Origin of the sequence: Mycobacterium sp. GA-1841, assembly GCF_001954135.1 — a bacterium.
Classification (GTDB): Bacteria; Actinomycetota; Actinomycetes; order Mycobacteriales; family Mycobacteriaceae; genus Mycobacterium.
Genome location: NZ_MBEQ01000085.1, coordinates 42,199 through 62,163 on the forward strand (window position 1 = coordinate 42,199; position 19,965 = coordinate 62,163).

A 19,965-nucleotide genomic window follows, 5' to 3' on the forward strand; every position below is an offset into this window, starting at 1 on the left:
CTCAGTTTTTCTCCGCCGACTCGCTCAGCAACACCGTCTCCCACTTCTGGGTGCTGGTCAGCACCGGCAGCGCCTCACGATAGACCTTGCGCATCCGGTCGAATTGACGGACCACACGCATCTGCTGGCGCAGCGAGGCCCGCAGCAACGCGAACATCTTGGCGCGGTCGCGCTGCCGGTAGACCACACCGCGCCCATCGGCGGTGGTGACGGTGACGCCGTCGACCCGGCACAGCGAGAACCAGCGGGCGTCCTGGGTGGCCACGTTGATCTGCGGCCGGATGTGCGTTTCGGGATCGTGCTGACGCAGTTGGTGGACGACCCCGCGGGCCAGGTTGACCAGGATGGCCGGTTTGGACACCGGGATGCCGATCTTCTTGCGCTTGAGATCCGAGGCGGCCGGCAGTTCGGTGGCACCACCCAGCACCACGGCGTCGGGGTACTCCTGGCGCATCTTGCGGACATCGGGCAGCGCCGATTCCAGGATCGAGAAGATGTGCTCCGGGCCGGCCAGGAAATCCTCCATCGCCCGGTTCTGGATGGCGACCGTCGAATACTCAAGGCACAGAAGGTGTTTGAACGTGGCCTTGAGGTGGCTGGCCAGCAGCCCACGCGCGTCGCCGTCCCAGTGCAGCGCGGCGATCACCAACCGGTTGCGCAGGTGGAAGTAGGCCTGCCAGTCGATCGCGTCGTCCTTGTCGCTCCACGCCATGTGCCAGATCGCCGCGCCGGGCAGCGTGACCGTGCGGTAGCCGTGCTCGGCGGCGCGCAGGCCGTATTCGACGTCGTCCCACTTGATGAACAGCGGCAGCGGCTGCCCGAGTTCCTCGGCCACCTGGCGCGGGATCATGCACATCCACCAGCCGTTGAAGTCCACGTCGATCCGGCGGTGCAGCAGCTTGCTGCGGACCGAATCGGTGTCGTCGAGTGCATGTTTGGCGAAATCGTGGTCGTACTCGGCGTTGGGTGCGGCCGACCACATGAAGTTGGACCGGTCCACCATCTCGCCCATGATGTGCAGGTGTGAGGGTTCCTGCAGGTTGAGCATCTGGCCGCCGACCAGGATCGGCTCTTTGGCGAACCGGTTCATGGCCAACGCCCGCAGGATCGAGTCGGGTTCGATGCGGATGTCGTCGTCCATGAACAGGATCTGCTCACAGTCGGTGTTCTTCAGCGCCTCGTACATCACCCGGCTGTAGCCGCCCGAGCCGCCGAGGTTGGGCTGGTTGTGAATCGAGAGCCGGTTGCCCAGGGCCGTGGCGGCCGCATCGAATCCAGGGTGGTCCTTGGCCTTGCTGGTGCCCTGGTCGGACACGATCACCGCGCTGATCACCTCGTCCACCAACGGATCCGAGGTCAGCGCGGCCAGCGCGTTGACGCAGTCCGCGGGCCGGTTGAAGGTCGGGATGCCCACGGCGATGTTGGCCCGGCCCGGGGCGGGCGACGGGGCGTACCAGCCGGCGCTGTGCACGCGCACCGCGGAGTTGGTGGTGATGTCGAACCAGATCCAGCCGCCGTCTTCGAACGGGGCGAGGTCGATCTCGAACTCGACACTCGCCGGCTCGGCGGAGTCACCGCTGGACACCGGGGCGCCGCCGACGGTGATCCGGGCACCGGTGGCTTTGGACCGGTACACGTCGACGCGGGCGGTGCCGGTCAGCTCGACCCGAAGCACCACGCTGCTCAGGGTGGACCAGCGCCGCCAGTAGCTGGCCGGGAAAGCGTTGAAGTAGGTCGCGAAGGAGACCTCGGATTCGGTGCCGATCTCCAGGCTGGTGCGGGTCGGCGCATGTGCCCGACGCGCGTTGGTCGACGATTCCTTGATGTAGAGCTGGCGCACATCGAGCGGCTCGCCCGGTCGCGGCAGGATGACGCGGGCCAGCAGACTGACGGCCTGCGATTCCCCGGCCTCGAGCGCGCCGGATGGGATGTCACTCATGCTTTGCTGCTTTCCTTTTCGGGTTCGGAGACCAGCGACGCACCGTCAGTCAGGTGCGGAGCCAGGGTGTTGTCGTACATGTTCAGCGCACTGGCGATGGCCATGTGCATGTCGAGGTACTGGTAGGTGCCCAGCCGTCCGCCGAAAAGCACCTTCGCCGAAGCTGTTTCGGCCTTGGCCCGGGCCCGGTAGGAGGCCAGTAGGGTGCGGTCGGCCTCGGTGTTGATCGGGTAGTACGGCTCGTCTTCGTCGCCGGCGAAGCGGGAGAACTCCCGCATGATCACGGTCTTGTCGGTCGGGTAGTCGCGCTCGGGGTGGAAGTGCCGGAACTCGTGGATCCGGGTGTAGTCCACATCTGCGTCGTTGTAGTTCATCACCGGGGTGCCCTGAAAATCTCCGGTGTCGAGCACCTCAAGTTCGAAATCGAGTGTGCGCCAGCCCAACCGTCCCTCGGAGTAGTCGAAGTACCGGTCCAGCGGCCCGGTGTACACCACCGGGGCCTGAGGGGCCTTCGCCCTCAGCTCTTCATGCACGTCGAACCAGTCGGTGTCCAGCCGCACCTCGATGCGGTCGTCGGCGGCCATGTTCTCCAGCCAGGCGGTGTACCCGTCGACCGGCAGGCCCTCGTAGGTGTCGTTGAAGTACCGGTTGTCGAAGGTGTAGCGCACCGGCAGCCGGGTGATGTTGGCCGCGGGAAGTTCCTTGGGGTCGGTCTGCCACTGCTTGGCCGTGTAGTGCTTGACGAACGCCTCGTAGAGCGGCCGCCCGATCAGCGAGATGGCCTTCTCTTCGAGGTTCTGCGCGTCGCCGGTCTTGATCTCGGCGGCCTGCTCGGCGATCAGTGCCCGTGCCTCATCGGGGGTGAAGTACCGGCCGAAGAACTGTGAGACCAGCCCCAGGCCCATCGGGAACTGGTAGGCCTGGCCGTCGTGCATCGCGAAGACCCGGTGCTGGTAGCCGGTGAAGTCGGTGAACTGCCGGACGTAGTCCCACACCCGCTGGTTGGAGGTGTGGAACAGGTGCGCCCCGTATTTGTGGACCTCGATGCCGGTTTGCGGCTCGGCCTCGGAGTAGGCGTTACCGCCGATGTGCGGCCGGCGCTCGATAACAAGGACACGTTTGTCCAGTTGCGTCGCCACGCGCTCGGCGATCGTCAGACCGAAGAAACCGGAACCGACGACAAACAAGTCGAAATGACCGCTGGTCTGGCCTGCAGCGACCCTGGGAGATAAGGACGTCATCGGCAGCCAGGGTATCCGACCGTGCCCCTGTGCCCCGAATTCGACAAAGGGTCCAGGTCGCAATTCGCTCACGATTCAATATCGTCACACCAGACTCATGAGTCACACCCTTAACATCGATCTCGTTGGTACTCATGGGCTTCACCGCACCTGGTCCGGAATGCCGACGGAGCAAGAGGAAAGCACCACCCAATCCGAAGTGCAGTCCTTGCAGTAAACATATTGAGGAGACTTCCGTGCCGAACCGACGTCGACGCAAGCTCTCGACAGCCATGAGCGCAGTCGCCGCAGTGGCAGTCGCAAGTCCAGTCGCCCTTGTCGCCATGTCGCAGCTTTCCCCCTCAGCGCCACAGCAGCGCGAGTTCACTCAAGCCGCGCTGGTCACCGACCTTCCGGGTGAGCTGATGTCCGCCCTCTCCCAGGGCTTGTCCCAGTTCGGCATCAACATGCCGCCGATGCCGACCAGCCTCCTGACCGGCTCCACCCCGACGCCGACCCTCGGCTCCCCGACGCTGACCTCGCCGGGCCTGACCGCACCGGGGTTGACCTCGCCGGGCCTGACCTCACCGGGCCTCACGTCGCCCGGTCTCACGTCGCCGGGCCTGACCTCCCCCGGCCTGACGTCGCCTGGTCTGACCTCGCCGGGACTCGCCGATCCGTCGCTGACGAGCCCCAACGGTCTGACGCCCGGTCTGACCTCTCCCGAGGGCGCGCTGCCGTCGGCGTCGTTGACGGATCCCGGCCTGACCAGTCCCGGGTCCCTCACCAACCCGGCGCTCACGCCGCCGTCGCCCGGGTCGCTGACCAATCCGGCACTGACCCCGCCCGGTGGGCTGACCACCACGCCGGCCGGGTTGGGCGGCACCGGCCTGACCACCTCGCCGGTGGGCCTCGACCCGTCACTGTCGGGTGGCCTGGCCGCCCCCGGTGAGGTGCCGATCTCGGCGCCGATCGGCCTGGATCCGAGTGCGGGGACCTACCCGTTGCTCGGTGCCGCCGATCCGTCGCTGGCCGCGATGCCGGCCACCGGCGGTGGCGGCGGTGGCCTGTTCGGCGATCTGACCAGCGCGGCCAACCAGCTCGGCGCCGGTCAGGCCATCGACCTGCTCAAGGGCATGGTCATGCCGGCGATCACCTCGGCGATGAAGCCGCCGGTGCCCGCACCGGTCCCGGCACCCGCACCGCCGGCGCCGTAAACACAGCTCGGTTACAAGAACGGCACCGCAGAAGCCATCTGGGCTCTGCGGTGCCGTTGCGTGCGTGTCGAAACATTGGTAACACCAGACTCATACGTAACATCAGTCCGTGCAGTCCCGTCGTCCCGCACCGTCCATCCTTTTCACCGCACTCGCGGCGACGGTTGTCATCGTGCCGTGGGCGATCGCCGGATCACAGTCCAGCGAACAGGACAAGGCCTCACATAGTGCGCCGCAGCTGAGCCAGCAACCATTGGACAACCTCGCCGTCGGCGAGAGCATCCGCGAGATCCATCAAGACACTCCGTTCTCGATGGTCGCCCTCACCTCACCGGACCTGCGCGGCACCTCCGCGCGGGTGCGGGCCCGCAAGGACGACGGCAGCTGGGGTCCCTGGTACGAAGCCGAGAACCTCGACGGAGTCGGCGCCGACACCGCGGGCCCGCGCGGCACCGAGCCGGTGTTCGTCGGTCGCACCACCACCGTGCAGATCGCCGTCACCCGCGCACCGCAGCCACCCGCCCCGAGACCGGGGCAGGCCTCGAAAACCGGGACCGGCCCAGCGCTCGGCTACGTGCCCGCCAACGTCGAGGCACCGATCGGCCAGAACGTCACCGCTGTGTTGATCAGCCCGCCGCAGGCCCCGGCGGACATCGGCCCGCTGCCGACCGCCGCCATCAACCCGGGCCAGCCGCCGACCATCATCAGCCGCGCCCAGTGGGGCGCCGACGAATCGATGCGGTGCGGAAACACAGTGTACGACAAGGGAATTCGCGCCGGTATCGTGCACCACACCGCAGGCAGCAACGACTACGCCCCAGAGGACTCGGCCGGCATCATCCGGTCGATCTACGAGTACCACACCCGCGAGCTGGGCTGGTGCGACATCGCCTACAACGCCATGGTGGACAAGTACGGCCAGGTGTTCGAGGGCCGCGCCGGCGGGATGGACAAGCCCGTCGAGGGATCCCACACCGGCGGCTTCAACATCGACACCTGGGGCGTGGCGATGCTGGGCAATTTCGACGTCGTACCCCCCACCGACATCCAGATCCGCAACACCGGCCGGCTGCTGGGCTGGCGGCTCGGGCTCGATCACGTCGATCCGCACGGCACCGTGGCCCTGACCTCGGCCGGCGGCTCCTTCACCCACTTCCCACGCGGGGCCACCCCGACCCTGCCGACCGTCTTCACCCACCGCGACGTCGGCATCACCGATTGCCCCGGCAACGCGGCGTATGCCCAAATGGACCGCATCCGCGACATCGCCGCCCGGTTCAACCGCCCACCCGGCCCCGAGGACCTGGCCGAACAGATGCGCGGCGGCGCGATCTACGCGCGCTGGCAGGCCACGGGCGGGCCGGCCGGCATGCTGGGCAACCCGACCTCCCCGGAGACGGTCGGGCTGGCCGGCGCCCGCTACGCCACCTTCGAACGCGGCGCCGTCTACTGGTCATCCGTCAGCGGCGCCCAGCCGGTGACCGGTTCGATCTACGAAGCCTGGGGGACACTGGGTTTCGAGCGCGGAGTTCTGGGGCTGCCGACGAGCGCCGAGATTCCCGAACCACAGTGGATCGTGCAGAACTTCCAGCACGGCACCCTGAACTTCGACCGCGAGTCCGGCTTGGTCACCCGCGTCGTCGACGGGGTGCCGGTGGAACTGCCTCCCCCGGCACCCGATCAGCAACCGGTACAGCTGGAGCGGTTCACCCCGATCACCTGAGCCGGTCAAGCCCGTCAGGACCACCAGCGTTCCAGCACGCGGGCCACGCCGTCCTCGGCATTGGTCACGGTCACCTCGTCGGCTGCCGCCACCGCCTCGGGGTGCGCGTTGCCCATCGCCACACCGCGCCCGGCCCAACTCAGCATCGGAATGTCGTTGGGCATGTCGCCGAACGTCACCACATCGGCCGCGGTCAGCCCCAGCGGGGCGGCCAACTCCTCGACACCGGTGGCCTTGCTGATGCCCAACGGCACCACCTCGATCAGGCCGTTGTTGGTGGAGTAGGTGATATCGCCTTGCAGGCCGACGTGTTTCAACAACTCCGCGGCCATCTCGGCACTACGCGCGCCGGATTTGCGGATGAGCAGCTTGACCGCGGGGGCGCTGAGCAGATCCTCGACCGACACCTCGGTGTTGTCGGGGTTGAGCCAGGCGTGCTCGTATCCCGGAGAACTGACGAACTGCGGGGTGGCGGCATCGTGCGCGGAGACGCCCACCCGTTCCACCGCCAGCCCGGACCCCGGGATCACCCGGGTGGCGATCTCGGCCAATTCACCGAGTACCTCGGGCGAGAGCGTGCGTGCCGAGACGATGCGGTCGGTGGCCGGGTCGTAGATCACCGCACCGTTGGCGCACACCGCCATCGGCGCCAGCCCGAGCCCGTCCACCACCGGGGCCACCCAGCGCGGGGGCCGTCCGGTGGCCAGGATGAACGTCGCCCCGGCGTCGACCGCGGCCTGGACCGCGGCCCGGGTGCGCGGGGTGACCTTCTCGTCGTCGTCGAGCAGCGTTCCGTCCACGTCGGTGGCGATGAGCCCCGGCGTCCGCTCAACACTCATCAATTTTTTCCCGTCGCTTCACTCGCCCGCTTGCGCGCGCGTTCGGCCAGTTCCGCCTCGTCCAGCCGCTTGGCCTCCGCCGGTGTCGGCGCGCTTCCGCCCAGCCGCTTCGGAACCCAGTACGCCCCGTCCGGCGCCGGGTAATCGCGCTGCGCCTCGCTCAGCAGCGCCGACATCGCCGCCCGCAGGGTGTCGTCGATCTGGGCAGGAGAACCCGCAGCCCAGATCGGCTCGCCGACCGCCACACTCACCGGAATTTTCTTGCGGCCCAATGCCTTCGGGTGATCCTTGGTCCAGATGCGGTGCGCACCCCAGACGATCAGCGGAATGATCGGCGCCCCGGCTTCGAGGGCCATGCGCGCCGCACCGGTCTTGAAGTCCTTGAGCTCGAAGCTACGGCTGATCGTGGCTTCGGGGTACACCCCGACCAGCTCACCGCGCCGCAACGCGTCCACCGCCACGGTGTAGGCCGCCGCTCCCGCCCGGCGGTCCACCGGGATCGTCCCGGTGTGTTTGATCAGGTAACCCACGGGCTTCACCTGCTCCATCTCCGCCTTGATCATGAACCGCATCCGGCGGCCGCGCTCGGTGGCGGCCAGGGCGGCAGGCAGGAAGTCGACGTAGCTGGTGTGGTTGATGGCGATGACGGCACCACCCGTGGCGGGCAGATTGTCCAGCCCGCGGAAGGTGATCCGGGTTCCGGTGGCCCGCACCACGAGCCCGGCGGCGATCTCCAGACTTCGGAAAACCGGTTCCATACGCGACTTACCCCGAGGCTCGCTTGGCCGCCTTCGCCGCAGCCTCCTCGGCATCCATCCGGTTGGCCTCGGCCAGCGTCGGAGCCGAACCGCCCAGACGGTGCGGCACCCAGAACTCCCCGGGCGGGTACGGCCCGTAGGCGTCCTGCACCTGCGCGAGCAGATGTTGCATCCGCGAATGCAGCAACGCGGTCAGTTCGGCCGCGGGCAGGGTCGGCTGGATGGGCTCGCCCACCGCGATCGAGATCGGCACCTTGGGCCGGTACAGGTTCTTCGGATAGCCCTTGGTCCAGATGCGCTGCGCACCCCAGACGATGTGGGGCACGATCGGCACCCCGGCCTCGATCGCCATCCGCGCCGCACCGGACTTGAAGTCCTTGATCTCGAAGCTGCGGCTGATCGTCGCCTCCGGGTACACCCCGACCAGCTCACCGGCCTTGAGGTAGTCGACGGCGGCCTGGAACGAGGCCGCCCCGCTGTCGCGATCCACCTCGATGTGGCGCAGGCTGCGCATGATCGGTCCGGTGATCGCGTTGTCGAAGACTTCCTTCTTCGCCATGAACCGCACCTTGCGGCCGCGCTTCTGCCGGTAGGCCGGCAACCCGGCGAACGTGAAGTCGAAGTAGCTGGTGTGGTTGATGGCCACCACCGCACCTCCGGTGACCGGGAGGTGTTCCACCCCGGTCACGGTGAACTTCAGCCCCTGCAGCCGCCACGCAGCCCGAGCGAGTTGTATGACAGTCCCGTACACCGGTTCCACGTAGCCAGCCTAATCCCAGCCCGGATCGGCGCCGCACCCAACTCGGGCTAGGCTGGGCGGGCATCGAAGTACTCCATCGAAAGGCCGTTTGTGCAGGTCACCAGCGTCGGGCATGCCGGCTTCCTGATCGAGACCAAGGCAGGCAGCATTCTGTGCGACCCCTGGGTCAACCCCGCCTACTTCGCCTCCTGGTTCCCGTTCCCCGACAACACCCAGTTGGACTGGACGGCGCTCGGAAATGTCGACTACCTGTACGTGTCGCACCTGCACTCCGACCACTTCGACCCGGAGAACCTGCGCCGTCACGTCAACAAGGACGCGGTGGTGCTGCTGCCCGACTTCCCGGTGCCCGACCTGCAACGCGAACTCGAGAAGCTGGGCTTTCACCGGTTCTTCGAGACCACCGACTCGGTCAAACACACCGTCAGCGGCCCCAAGGGCGACCTCGACGTGATGATCATCGCGCTGCGGGCCCCGGCCGACGGCCCGATCGGTGATTCCGGTCTCGTGGTGTCGGACGGCGTCACGACCGTTTTCAACATGAACGACGCGCGCCCTGTCGACCTGGATGTGCTGCACGCCGACTTCGGCCAGATCGACGTGCACATGCTGCAGTACTCGGGAGCCATCTGGTACCCGATGGTCTACGACATGCCGGCGCGGGCCAAGGAATCCTTCGGCATCCAGAAGCGCCAACGGCAGATGGACCGGTGCCGTCAGTACATCGCGCAGGTCGGCGCGACGTGGGTGGTCCCCTCGGCCGGCCCGCCGTGCTTCCTGGACGCCGAGCTGCGCGACCTCAACGACGACCACGGCGATCCGGCGAACATCTTCCCCGACCAGGTGGTGTTCCTGGACCAGATGCGCCGCCACGGCCATGACGGCGGTCTGCTGATGATCCCCGGCAGCACCGCCGGTTTCACCGGCTCGCAACTGGATTCACTGACCCACCCGGTCGAGGATCCGGAGTCGATCTTCACCACCGGCAAGGCCGCCTACATCGAGGACTTCGCACAGCGGATGGCCCCGGTGCTGGCCGCCGAGAAGGCGTCGTGGGCACCCGCGGCCGGCGAACCGCTGCTGCCGGCCCTACGGGCGCTGTTCGAGCCGATCATGAGCCAGACCGACCAGATCTGCGACGGCATCGGATATCCGGTGGAGCTGCGGCTGAGCGGCCCCGAGCACAGCGAGACCGTGGTGCTGGATTTCCCGAAACGCCTGGTGCGCGAGCCCATCGCGGACGAGAAGTTCCGCTACGGCTTCGCGATCCCGCCCGAGTTGGTGCGCACCGTGCTGCGCGACAACGAGCCGGACTGGGTCAACACCATTTTCTTGTCCACCCGGTTCAAAGCCTGGCGTGTCGGTGGCTACAACGAGTACCTGTACACGTTCTTCAAGTGCCTGACCGATGAGCGCATCGCCTACGCCGACGGCTGGTTCGCCGAAGCGCACGACGATTCCTCGTCGATCACCCTCGACGGTTGGGAGGTGCAGCGCCGGTGCCCGCACCTGAAGGCTGATCTGTCGAAATTCGGTGTGGTGGAAGGAAAGACCCTCACCTGCAACCTGCACGGCTGGCAGTGGAACCTGGAGAACGGCAAGTGCCTGACCACCAAGGGCCACGAGCTCAGGTGCGCCAAACTGTGACCGCGCCGCGCCAGCACTACGACGACGGCCTGGTCCAGCTGGACCGTGAGGCAATCACGTTGCGCCGCTATCACTTTCCGTCGGGAACCTCGAAAGTGATTCCGCTGCGGGATGTCCGGTCGTTCAAAGCCGAGCCGCTGGGGCTGTGGATGCAACGCTTCCGACTGTGGGGCAGCACCGACCTGCGCCGCTGGCTTCCGCTGGACGTGCACCGGCCGCTGCGCTCGACGCTGATCACCCTGGAGGTGCCCGGCGTCTACCCCAAACCGGCGTTCACCCCGGCCCGTCCCGACGAGTTCGTCGCCCGCCTGGACGAGCTCCTCGGCCGTTAACGCGCCGAAACCACCTGTCGCAGTTCAGAAGCGGCGCTCGAGGCCGCGTCGTACACCCGCACGATGGCCTCGTCGCCCGGCTTGAGAAATGTGGACTCACCCAGCGGGGTGTAACGGGTCGCGCCGATACCGATCAGCACATTCTCAGGATGTCCGCAGGCCACCATCATGGCGCCGACGTCCTCCAACGGAGTATCCGCCGAACCCTTCTGGTTGGCCAGTCGTTCGACGATCCAGTCGAGCAGGACCTCGCCGTAGTACGAGTAGCCCACCAGCGGTGAATCGATGCCGTAGGCGTGCTGCTGTCCGCCGTCCTCACGCAGGTAGCAGACCAACCGCATGTTGGCCGTGGGACCGTCCGGGGTCAGGTCGCTGATCTCGAAGAATTGCGGTGCAACACCTTTCGAGGCCGGGCCCCAGTTCTTCTTGTAGCTGATCTTGGGCGCACCCGGCCTGCGGATCGAGCAGTCGTTGAAGGCGCCGAGGGCGAACGGTTCGAGCCGCGCGACGGTGTCGCCGTTCCACACCACCCGGCAGGCCACCCCGACCTCCGGCTCGATCTGGAGGTTCAACGGCCCGTCAACCTCTCCGGCGTCCGGGAGCACGATGGCATCGGTGGACAGCGGGAACTCGCCGAGAAAATCGTCCCGGCCGGGCGCATACCACGGGAAAATGCCTTTGGGGGCGTACCCTTCGGTAACAACTTTGACGAAATCACCAGCCTCGCCAGCCTGTTCGAGGTGACCGGCGAAGTTACCGGCCACACCGAAGCCGAACCAGTTGCGCACTTCGGCGAGGTCGATGTCCATCATGGCTGCAACCCTACTGCGGGGGCGACAAGCCGGTGACAAGTCATACTTAAGTCACGGCCAACAGGCTGTGCTCCATGACAACCACCAGCACCGTCACGCCCCGTCGCCCAGGCGATCCGGTACCCGATCTACGCGGAATCACGGTGGCGCACCGGGTGATGCTGGCCGACCTGCTGCGGCTGACGGACCTGGCCACCGCGGTTCGCGACCGGGATGTGATCTGCACGCCGGGACGGGCCCGAGCCATCTCCCGATATGTGGAGTTGCTGTGTGATTCGATCCACCATCACCACACCGTCGAGGACGCCGTGCTGTGGCCGGTCATCCTGGCCAGTGTCGGTGACCATGTGGATCTCAGCGAGCTGACCGACGACCACGCTGCGCTCGAGCCGCGCCTGCTGCAATTACGGGCACGCGCGGCGTCGTTCCGGTTGTCGATGGGCGACCGGCAGATCGCCGGTCTGATGGCGATCGAGCTGGCCGAACTCTCGGCGCTGCTGACCGAGCACATCAACGACGAGGAGCGGGAAGCCTTCGGGCTGATCACCGAACATGTCTCGGTCACCGACTGGACGGCCGTGGAGCACGCCGCCCGCGACGGCGGCCGGCTGTCGTTCGACGGACCGCGTGCACTGGCGGTGATGACCGCCGACGAACGGGACGCGTTGGTGGGTGACGCCGGTATCGGGGCGCGTGTCCTGTTCGCGGTACTCGGGTTGGTGCATCGGCGGCGGGAGCGCGCGGTCTTCGGGACCGCCGTCAATCGATGAACCGCCGGGCATCGGCCGCCAACCGGTTCCGCAGCACCGCAGCCGCTTTCCGGTACGCACGGGCCTGATCGGGCCGGCCGAGGGCCTCCGCGGCGGCGGCGAGCGCATCGTCGACCGGTCCGACCATCAGCCCGTCGACACCGAGCCCGGCGATCCGGCCGGAATACGGATCGAGGTCTGCCGCGCGGGCCCGGGCCTCCTCGAGATCGCCGAGGGCCACCGCCGCGTTGACCCGCAGCACGGTGAACGGAAGCCAGAAGTACGCCCGCTCGATCGGCCCGCGGTCCTGCCACAGTGCGCGCGCCTGCGCCTCGCGGCCCTGAGCGATCAATGCCAACACCGCGGCGTCCAACGCCGCGACCGACACCTCGCGGTAGAAGAACAGCAGTTCGTCGGCCAACAGACCGAGGTCGCCGAGACAGAACTCTCCCGTCACCCGTCCGACCATCGCCAGCTTGGCCCCGTTGGCCGCACCGTTTTCCACCATGCGCGCGGCCAGGTCGGTGTACGCGCGCACCGCCTCGTCCAGACGACCGGCCAACAGGTACATCCGGGCCCGGAACAGGCCGAGCACCCCGAGCAGGTGAACGAGTTGACCGGTGCCGGCCCGGGCCACGGCGAGATCGACGTGCTGTTTGGCCGTGGGCAGGTCGGACCGGTGCCCGGCCGCCAGTGACAAGAGCCAGTGCGCCACCGCTTGATAATCGGCCTGCTCGGTGGCCTCGGCGGTCCGCAACAGTTCCGCGGCGACCGCGTCCCGCTCGGCGTCGAGGTCGGGTCCCAGTGAGCAGTAGGCCCGGACATTGAGCGCGGTGCACAGCAGCCGGCCCGATCCGGCCGGGTCCTCGGCGTAGACGCGGCGGGCCAGCTCGAGCAGTTCGGTGCTGACCGCGAGCGCACCGTCGGGATCGGTGCCCTCGAGTTCGACGAACAACGCCTTGAGGAGCCTGATCCGGTCGGGCGCGGTGAGGTCACCGTCGAGCACGTGACGCAGCAGTCCGATCATCTGGGCATCGGACTCGTCGTATTCGCGGTCCCGCCACACCAACGGCGTGTCCCACGCGGTCAGCACCCGCACCGTCAGGTCGTCGCGTGACCTGCCGGACAACAACTTCAGCGCGGCCTTCATCTCGGTACGTGCCGCGACCGCGTCACCCGACTGGGCCAATGCAGAGATCAAACCGCACCGGGCCTCGATCTCGTCGTCCAGCGCGTCGGCACCCGGGTGCAGCCGGCGACCGGCGGCCAGCTCCAGCATCTGCACCACCGCACGCCATTGCCGCGCAGCCTCGGCGTTCGCGCCGAGGCTGCTTGCCTCACGGGCCGCTTCGGTTGCGAAAGATGCTGCCGCCAACGCGGTTTCGGAGGTGGCGGCGGCGACGGCATGGTGGGCCAGGACAGCCGGATCGACCGACCGCCCCGGCGCCTGCAACAGGGTCAGCGCGGCGGCATGCAGCCGGGATCGGCGCAGCCGCGAGGTGTCCTCGTAGAGCGTGTCGCGGACGAGCGCGTGCGCGAACCGCAGGCGACCCGGCGCCGGCTCGTCGAGCAGGCCGAGCAGCACCGCCGGTTCGAGGGCGTCCAACAGATCGTCGGGATCGGTGTGGCCCAGTTCGGCGAGCAGGTCGAGGTCGATGTCCCGGCCGAGGACCGCGGCCTGCCGCAGGGCGGTGGCGGTGTGACCGGGCAAGCGGGCCAGCCTGCGCCGCAACACATCCCGCACCCCGACGGGCACCGATGCCCACACCGCGTCCGCTCCTTCCGCGGCCATCAGGCGGGCCAGTTCCCGGACGAACAGCGGGTTGCCGCCGGTGCGTTCACGCAACAACCGCAGCGCCTCGCCGCTGACCGAGGGCAGTCCACAGTCGGCGGCCAGTGCGGCGGTGGCCGCGGCGTCCAGCCCGGCCAGGGACAGGTGCCCGGCGGTGTGCACGGCCAGCGCCGCCCGCGCCACCTCCAGCTCGCCGCGGTCCTCCGACGGCCGATAGGTGGCGATGACGAGGACCGGCAGATCCTTGATGCGGTCGGCCACCAGACGCAGCAGTTCCAACGTCAGGCCATCGGTGCGGTGTAGGTCGTCGAGCACGACGGCCAGCGGCCCGCCCGCGGCGACGGTGCTCAACACGTCGGCGACCGCATGTCCCAGCCAGAACGTGCCAGGTTCCACCGCCGCCCCGTCGTGCAGGAGCGGGGCCAGCGCCTGGCGCTCGTCGGTCGGGCCGTCCGGGTCGAGAAGCTCCCGCAGCACCTCGGTCCACGCCCAGCCGGCCGGCGCGCCGTGCACCTCCGGGCACCGGCCGTGCACGGTGCGCCAGCCCGCCCTGCGTAACCGTCCCGCGGCGGCCAGCGCCAAGGTGGTCTTGCCGGACCCAGCCTCCCCGGCGATCCACAGCACCGCACTGCGGCCCGCGGCGACAGCCTTTGCGGCAGAGTCGATTTCCGCGAGTTCCTCGGTCCGGCCGTACGCGGCGTGTCCGCCACGGCCCGGCGTCGCCACCTCCGGCGGCGCCGGCTGCGGCGCCGGCCGGGACGGCTCCAGATGGTCGGCCTGACGCAAGATGTCGCCTTCGAGGTCGCGCAGCACCCGGCCCGGCTCCAAGCCGAGCTCCTCGACCAGGTGCTGACGCGTGCGCCGCAACACCTCCAGGGCGTCGGTCTGCCGTCCGCTCTGGTACAACGCCGTGGCCAGAACGGCGGCCGCACCCTCCCGACCGGGTCGCTCGCCGACATGGCGTTCCAGCGCCGCGATGGCGGTGCCGTACCGGCCGAGCTCGACCTGCGCCGCAGCCCGGGCTTCCACCGCGGCCAGCCGGAGTTCGGTCAACCGGGCCACCTCGGGTGCGGCCCACAGGGCATCACCCGCTCCGGCGAACGGATCTCCCGACCAACCGGCAAGCGCCTCGTCGAGCCGGCGCACCCGCTGCTGAGGATCCGGTTCCTCATATGCCACAGCGACTTTGGCCTCAAAGCGCCACGAGTCGACGGCCTCGACCGGCAACCGCAGACAGTATCCGGGTGCGGCGCTGACCAAGACCTGTGCGGGCGCCCGACGCTGCCGTGCGGGCTCGAGCGCACGCCGCAGATGCGAGACGTAGACCTGCAATGCCGACAGCGCCTTGGGCGGCGGTTCGCCCTCCCACAAATCCTCGATCAGCCGGTCCACCGACACCGTATGACCGTGCGCGGCCACCAATCTCGCCAGCAGCGCCCGTTGCAGCCGGGCCCCGAGGTCCACCGGCTCGTCCCCGACCCAGGCCGCGACGGGCCCCAACACCCTCACCCGCACCGGGCTGTCCCCCGACATGTCCGCAGTTCTACTGGGCCGCGGTGTGGACGGTTACCGGGGTTCCAGCACCGGGGTGCCGACGAACGGCACCAGTGCCTCGGGTACCCGCACGCTGCCGTCGGGTTGCTGGTGGTTCTCCAGAATCGCGACCAGCCACCGGGTGGTGGCCAATGTGCCGTTGAGGGTGGCCGCGGTCTGCGGTTTGCCGTTCTCGTCGCGGTAGCGCGTGGACAACCTCCGGGCCTGGAACGTCGTGCAGTTCGAGGTGGAGGTGAGCTCACGGTAGGTCTGCTGGGTGGGCACCCACGCCTCGCAGTCGTACTTGCGGGCCGCCGAGGAGCCCAGATCGCCTGCGGCGACGTCGATCACGCGGTAGGGCACCTCGATCGCCGCCAGCATCTGACGCTGCCAACCGAGCAGCTTCTGGTGTTCGGCCTCGGCCTCTTCGGGCTTGCAGTAGATGAAGCCCTCGACCTTGTCGAACTGGTGCACCCGGATGATGCCACGGGTGTCCTTGCCGTAGCTGCCGGCCTCACGACGGAAGCACGACGACCAGCCGGCGTACCGCTTCGGACCATCGGACAGGTCGAGGATCTCGCCGGAGTGATAGCCCGCCAGCGGCACCTCGGAGGTGCCGACGAGGTACATGTCGTCGGCCTCGAGCCGGTAGATCTCGTCGGCGTGCGCGCCGAGGAATCCGGTGCCGGCCATCACTTCCGGTCGCACCAGCACCGGCGGGATCATCAGCGTGAACCCGTTGGCCACCGCCATCTGGGTGGCCAGCTGCAGCAGCCCGAGTTGCAGCAGGGCGCCGGCACCGGTGAGGAAGTAGAACCGCGAGCCGGACACCTTGGCACCACGTTCCATGTCGATCAGGCCGAGCGCCTCGCCCACCTCGAGGTGATCCTTCGGGTTCTCGATCGCCCGCGGTTCACCGACGGTGTCGAGCAGGACGAAGTCGTCCTCGCCGCCGGCGGGCACCCCGTCGATGATGACGTTGCCGATCGCCATGTGGGCGGCGGTGAAGGCGGCTTCGGCCTCGTCCTGGGCCGCCTCGGCGGACTTGACCTGTTCGGCCAGCTCTTTGGCCCGCTCGAGCAGCGCCGGACGCTCCTCGGGGGTCGCCTTGCCGACGAGCTTGCTGGCGGCCTTTTGTTCGGCCCGCAGATTGTCGGCCGTCGAGATCGCGGACCGCCGTGCCGTATCGGCCTGCAGCAGGGCATCGACGCGCGCCGGATCCTCCCCGCGGGCCCGTTGTGAGGCACGGACGATGTCGGGGTGCTCGCGCAGCAACTTGAGGTCGATCACGGCGCAACCCTACTTTTCGGAGGGCGGCGGCGTACATCTGAGGTGACCGACGATGACCGACACCACAACGGTGTCCACCACCGAACAGAAACCTCGTAACTTTACAACCGCATCACTTGTCACAGTGGCTGACACGCCTGTCACAATGGAAGCAATGTTGGAAGCACCCGAGCACCCCGATCACCCCGAGAGTGGGGACCTGCTCGCCGATCCTGCGCCGGAGGACAAGCCCGCGCGGGAACGGTGGTGGCAGAGCCTGGCGGCCGCGTCGACGCGGCGCGCGCTGCTGTTGACCGCGCTCGGCGCTCTTCTCATCGCCGGGCTGATCACGGCGCTGCCCCGCAGCGAGGGCTCCAGCGCCGTGCCGGGGGCGATCGCCCTGGGACCGCGCGGCAACGACACGTTCAATCACGTCCAGCGCGGCGACTGCCTGACCTGGCCCGGCCGCAACCCGGACGCGGCGCACATCGTGGACTGCAAGGACAACCACCGCTTCGAGGTCGCCCAGGCCGTCGACATGCGCACCTTCCCCGGTAGCGAGTACGGGCCGGGCGCGCCGCCGCCGTCGGTGGAACGGATCAAGCAGATCAGCCAGGAACAGTGCACCCCGTCGGTGCGCAACTACCTCGGTCCGAAGTACGACCCGAACGGCAAGTTCACCATCGGCCTGTTGTGGTCCGGTGAGAAGGCCTGGAAGCAGTCCGGTGAGCGGCGCATGCTGTGCGGCCTGCAGTTGCTCGGCCCCGGCGACAGCCAGTTGGAGGCCGCGGGCAAGGCGGCCGACGTCGACCAGTCGAAGGTCTGGGCGCCGGGCACCTGTCTCGGCATCGATGCCGCCACCAACCAGCCCACCGATGTCCCGGTGGACTGCGCTGCGCCGCATGCCATGGAAGTCACCGGCGCGGTCAACCTCGCCGAGAAGTTTCCCGGTGGCCTGCCGCCCGAAGAGGATCAGGACGACTTCATCAAGGACGCCTGCACGTCGATGACCGATGCCTACCTGGCCCCGGTCCAGTTACGCAGCACCACACTGGCGTTGAGCTACAGCACGATCTCGCTGCCCAGCTGGTCGGCCGGAAGCCGCCAGGTGTCGTGCAGCATCGGCGCCACCCTGGGCAACGGCGGCTGGTCCACCTTGGTCAACAGCGCCAAGGGGCCGCTGATGATCAACGGTCAGCCGCCGGTCGCACCGCCCGACATCCCTGAGGAGCGGCTCAACCTGCCGCCGGTCCCGATGCCCGACGTGGACGACTCGTCCTCGTCGTCCTCCTCTTCCTCGTCGGGCTCGTCCGGGTCGGGTTCTTCGGGCTCGTCGGGTTCGTCGTCGAGTTCATCGGGCGAATCTTCGTCGAGTGGGCAGCACCTACCGCAGTCCGCGACCACGGAGGCGCCCGCGCCGACGCAGGCCAACACCTTCAATCCGCCTCCGCCTCCGCCGGAGCAGGCGCCTGCTCCGGAACAGCCCGCCGGCCCGCCGCCGGGTGAGCCGGCCCCTCCGGCTCCCGGTGAGCCGGCCCCGGTCCCACCAGGGCCGTAACGTGCCGGTGCGGATGAGCTCGCAGCGGTTCGACGAGCTGGTGTCCGATGCGCTCGATCTGATTCCGCCCGAGTTGGCTGCTGGTTTCGACAACGTCGTGATCCTCGTGGAGGACCGCGATCCCGACGAGCCCGAGATCCTCGGTCTGTACCGGGGCGTCGCGCTGACCGAACGCGATTCGTGGTACGCCGGGTCGCTGCCGGACACGATCACGATCTACCGCGAAGCCCTGCTGGACTTCTGTGACAGCGAGGCCGACGTGGTCGACGAGGTGGCCATCACGGTGATCCACGAAATCGCGCACCATTTCGGAATTGATGATGAGCGGCTCCACGAGCTTGGCTGGGGATGAGCCCCCGCTTGCTGTGGGCGCGGCAACTACATTTTGTCGGCCCGCGGTGCTATCAACGGGCTATGACGATCCAGTGCCGGGAGTGTGTGGCCGGTCTGGAGCATTGCCACGGCACCTTGATTCACCATGTCCGGTACCGCGTGGAATGCACCGACGACGGCTGCACCACAACCGAAGTTGCGCATACCTTCAGCCTCGACTGTGAGTCGGTGGGCTGCCCGTGCGGACGGGAGGACGAACTGTCGATGCGGCGGTACGGCTAACCCAAATCAACCCATCGGGTCCGTTTCGGAGGTCACGGCGTCCGCAACCGGTGTCGCGTCGGGCTCCGGATAGAACGGCGGGGTCAGCGACGCCCATTGCACGCAGCTCCACCGCCCGTCGGTGATGGGTGCCAGCACCACCGATTCGGTGTTGCCGAGGTGGTGGTCGAGGGCGAAGGTGCCGTCGACACCGGCCAGCACGGCGGCCACCAATCGGATCGCCGCGCCGTGGCTGACCAGCACGATGTCGCTGTCGAAGTCCTGATCGTCCAGATAGCGCAAGCGAAGCTCGGTGAGCACCGGCACGTACCGCGCCAGCACTGCCTCGGCCGTCTCGCCACCGGGCATCGGAACATCCAGTTCGCCCAGGTGCCAGCGTTGGTAGATCCGGTTGAACTCGGCGACCGCGTCGTCGTCGTTGCGGTCCTCCAGTTCACCGACCTGGACTTCGTGTACCCCTTCGAATTCGAAGGGGGCCAGGCCGGTTTCGATCCCGATGCCGGCGGCGGTCTGTGCCGCGCGCCGGGCCACCGAGTGGGCCAGGATCGACGGACGCGCACCTAGTGTCCCGGCGTACCGCCGGGCCTGATCATGGCCGAGCTCGGTCAGCTCGGCACCGGGCGGCCGCGTGTCGAGTCGGCGCGCGACGTTGCCGTGGGACTGACCGTGACGGACGAGGAGCAACCGTCCGCTCATGAGCCGTCCGTCTCGCCACGCAAGCCTGCCAACCACCGTGTGGCCTCGTCCAGACGCGGCGGGGGTGCACCCGCACTCGACCCGGTCGGCCAGGAACCCAGATATCGCACATCGGTACAACGTCGATACAGCGCTTTGAGTGCCTCGGCCACCGAATCGTCGTCGATGTGCCCCACGCAGTCCAGGAAGAACATGTACGTGCCCAGCTCTGTTCGGGTGGGCCGGGATTCGATGCGGGTCAGGTCGATGTCGCGGATCGAGAACTCGGTCATCGCCGACACCAGTGCGCCCGGGGTGTTGTCCAGGCGCAGCACGACCGACGTTCGGTCGGCGCCGGTGGCCGGCGGCGGGGCGCCGGGCGTTCCGACGAGGACGAAGCGGGTGCGCGCATTGGCCTCGTCCACGACGTCGGCGGCCAGCACGTCCAGACCGCAGCGCTGGGCGGCCAGGCGCGTGCTCACACCCGCGTCGGCGCGGCCCTCGGCGACCTCGTGGGCGGCCGCGGC

18 protein-coding genes are annotated in these 19,965 nt (G+C 68.3%); 8 read left to right on the top strand and 10 right to left on the bottom strand.

The features are described from left to right. Position 1: 1 nt before the first annotated feature. Complete coding sequence (locus tag A5740_RS20035) at positions 2-1,939, bottom strand: glycosyltransferase (RefSeq protein ID WP_076196884.1); 1,938 nt, start codon at positions 1,937-1,939, stop codon at positions 2-4. Next, on the bottom strand, positions 1,936-3,180 hold the full coding sequence (gene glf, locus A5740_RS20040) for a UDP-galactopyranose mutase (RefSeq protein WP_076196886.1): 1,245 nt from the start codon (positions 3,178-3,180) through the stop codon (positions 1,936-1,938). Before glf ends, A5740_RS20035 begins: the two co-directional genes overlap by 4 nt. A 236-nt stretch (positions 3,181-3,416) precedes the next feature. Between glf and A5740_RS20045 the strand changes: the two genes are divergently transcribed. Together A5740_RS20045 and A5740_RS20050 are read left to right on the top strand one after the other, a co-directional pair. After that, entirely contained in the window at positions 3,417-4,376 is a 960-nt protein-coding gene (locus A5740_RS20045; RefSeq protein ID WP_076196888.1) for a hypothetical protein, read from the top strand. A gap of 109 nt (positions 4,377-4,485) precedes the next feature. Then, positions 4,486-6,099, top strand: coding sequence for an N-acetylmuramoyl-L-alanine amidase (locus tag A5740_RS20050; RefSeq protein ID WP_076196890.1), 1,614 nt, complete (start codon positions 4,486-4,488; stop codon positions 6,097-6,099). Between the two features lie 14 nt (positions 6,100-6,113). On the opposite strand, the gene A5740_RS20055 is transcribed toward A5740_RS20050, so the two are convergent. The 3 genes from A5740_RS20055 to A5740_RS20065 are packed head-to-tail and all read right to left on the bottom strand — an operon-like array spanning position 6,114 to position 8,456. Further along, positions 6,114-6,938 carry a Cof-type HAD-IIB family hydrolase gene (locus A5740_RS20055; protein WP_076196892.1) on the bottom strand — a complete coding sequence of 275 codons (825 nt, stop codon included), beginning with the start codon at positions 6,936-6,938 and terminating at the stop codon, positions 6,114-6,116. Then, on the bottom strand, positions 6,938-7,696 hold the full coding sequence (locus A5740_RS20060) for a 1-acyl-sn-glycerol-3-phosphate acyltransferase (RefSeq protein ID WP_076196894.1): 759 nt from the start codon (positions 7,694-7,696) through the stop codon (positions 6,938-6,940). Before A5740_RS20060 ends, A5740_RS20055 begins: the two co-directional genes overlap by 1 nt. Positions 7,697-7,703: 7 nt before the next feature. Further along, complete coding sequence (locus tag A5740_RS20065) at positions 7,704-8,456, bottom strand: 1-acyl-sn-glycerol-3-phosphate acyltransferase (protein ID WP_076196895.1); 753 nt, start codon at positions 8,454-8,456, stop codon at positions 7,704-7,706. A 90-nt stretch (positions 8,457-8,546) separates the two neighbouring features. Here A5740_RS20065 and A5740_RS20070 point away from each other — a divergent pair, with 90 nt between their 5' ends. Both A5740_RS20070 and A5740_RS20075 read left to right on the top strand, forming a co-directional pair. Next, entirely contained in the window at positions 8,547-10,103 is a 1,557-nt protein-coding gene (locus tag A5740_RS20070; RefSeq protein ID WP_076196896.1) for an MBL fold metallo-hydrolase, read from the top strand. Next, positions 10,100-10,435, top strand: a complete 336-nt coding sequence (locus tag A5740_RS20075) for a hypothetical protein (RefSeq protein WP_076196897.1) — start codon at positions 10,100-10,102, stop codon at positions 10,433-10,435. Before A5740_RS20070 ends, A5740_RS20075 begins: the two co-directional genes overlap by 4 nt. Here the strand turns inward: A5740_RS20075 and A5740_RS20080 are convergent. Further along, positions 10,432-11,247 (bottom strand): DUF5718 family protein, encoded by an 816-nt coding sequence (locus A5740_RS20080; protein WP_076196898.1) that lies wholly within the window; start codon positions 11,245-11,247, stop codon positions 10,432-10,434. The two genes, A5740_RS20075 and A5740_RS20080, sit on opposite strands and share 4 nt — an antisense overlap. 74 nt (positions 11,248-11,321) lie before the next feature. Here A5740_RS20080 and A5740_RS20085 point away from each other — a divergent pair, with 74 nt between their 5' ends. Continuing rightward, on the top strand, positions 11,322-12,017 hold the full coding sequence (locus tag A5740_RS20085) for a hemerythrin domain-containing protein (protein ID WP_076196899.1): 696 nt from the start codon (positions 11,322-11,324) through the stop codon (positions 12,015-12,017). On the opposite strand, the gene A5740_RS20090 is transcribed toward A5740_RS20085, so the two are convergent. Continuing rightward, the gene (locus A5740_RS20090; RefSeq protein WP_076196900.1) at positions 12,007-15,321 is read right to left on the bottom strand and encodes a BTAD domain-containing putative transcriptional regulator; all 3,315 of its coding nucleotides are present in this window, start codon (positions 15,319-15,321) and stop codon (positions 12,007-12,009) included. The genes A5740_RS20085 and A5740_RS20090 overlap by 11 nt on opposite strands. Positions 15,322-15,354: 33 nt before the next feature. Next, the gene (gene serS / locus A5740_RS20095; RefSeq protein ID WP_076196901.1) at positions 15,355-16,611 is read right to left on the bottom strand and encodes a serine--tRNA ligase; all 1,257 of its coding nucleotides are present in this window, start codon (positions 16,609-16,611) and stop codon (positions 15,355-15,357) included. Between the two features lie 145 nt (positions 16,612-16,756). On the opposite strand from serS, the gene A5740_RS20100 reads away from it, so the two are divergent. From A5740_RS20100 to A5740_RS20110, 3 genes are all read left to right on the top strand, one after another. Beyond that, on the top strand, positions 16,757-18,148 hold the full coding sequence (locus tag A5740_RS20100; protein ID WP_076196902.1) for a septum formation family protein: 1,392 nt from the start codon (positions 16,757-16,759) through the stop codon (positions 18,146-18,148). Position 18,149: 1 nt separating this feature from the next. After that, positions 18,150-18,500 (top strand): metallopeptidase family protein, encoded by a 351-nt coding sequence (locus A5740_RS20105; protein WP_076196903.1) that lies wholly within the window; start codon positions 18,150-18,152, stop codon positions 18,498-18,500. Positions 18,501-18,562: 62 nt separating this feature from the next. Then, positions 18,563-18,763 carry a hypothetical protein gene (locus A5740_RS20110; RefSeq protein ID WP_076196904.1) on the top strand — a complete coding sequence of 67 codons (201 nt, stop codon included), beginning with the start codon at positions 18,563-18,565 and terminating at the stop codon, positions 18,761-18,763. A gap of 6 nt (positions 18,764-18,769) precedes the next feature. Here the strand turns inward: A5740_RS20110 and A5740_RS20115 are convergent, their stop codons facing one another. Continuing rightward, positions 18,770-19,459: a histidine phosphatase family protein gene (locus tag A5740_RS20115; RefSeq protein WP_076196905.1), complete on the bottom strand. Its 690-nt coding sequence runs from the start codon at positions 19,457-19,459 to the stop codon at positions 18,770-18,772. Next, positions 19,456-19,965: ACT domain-containing protein (locus tag A5740_RS20120; RefSeq protein ID WP_139335248.1), on the bottom strand; the 510-nt coding region annotated here is incomplete at its 5' end. The genes A5740_RS20120 and A5740_RS20115, both read right to left, overlap by 4 nt.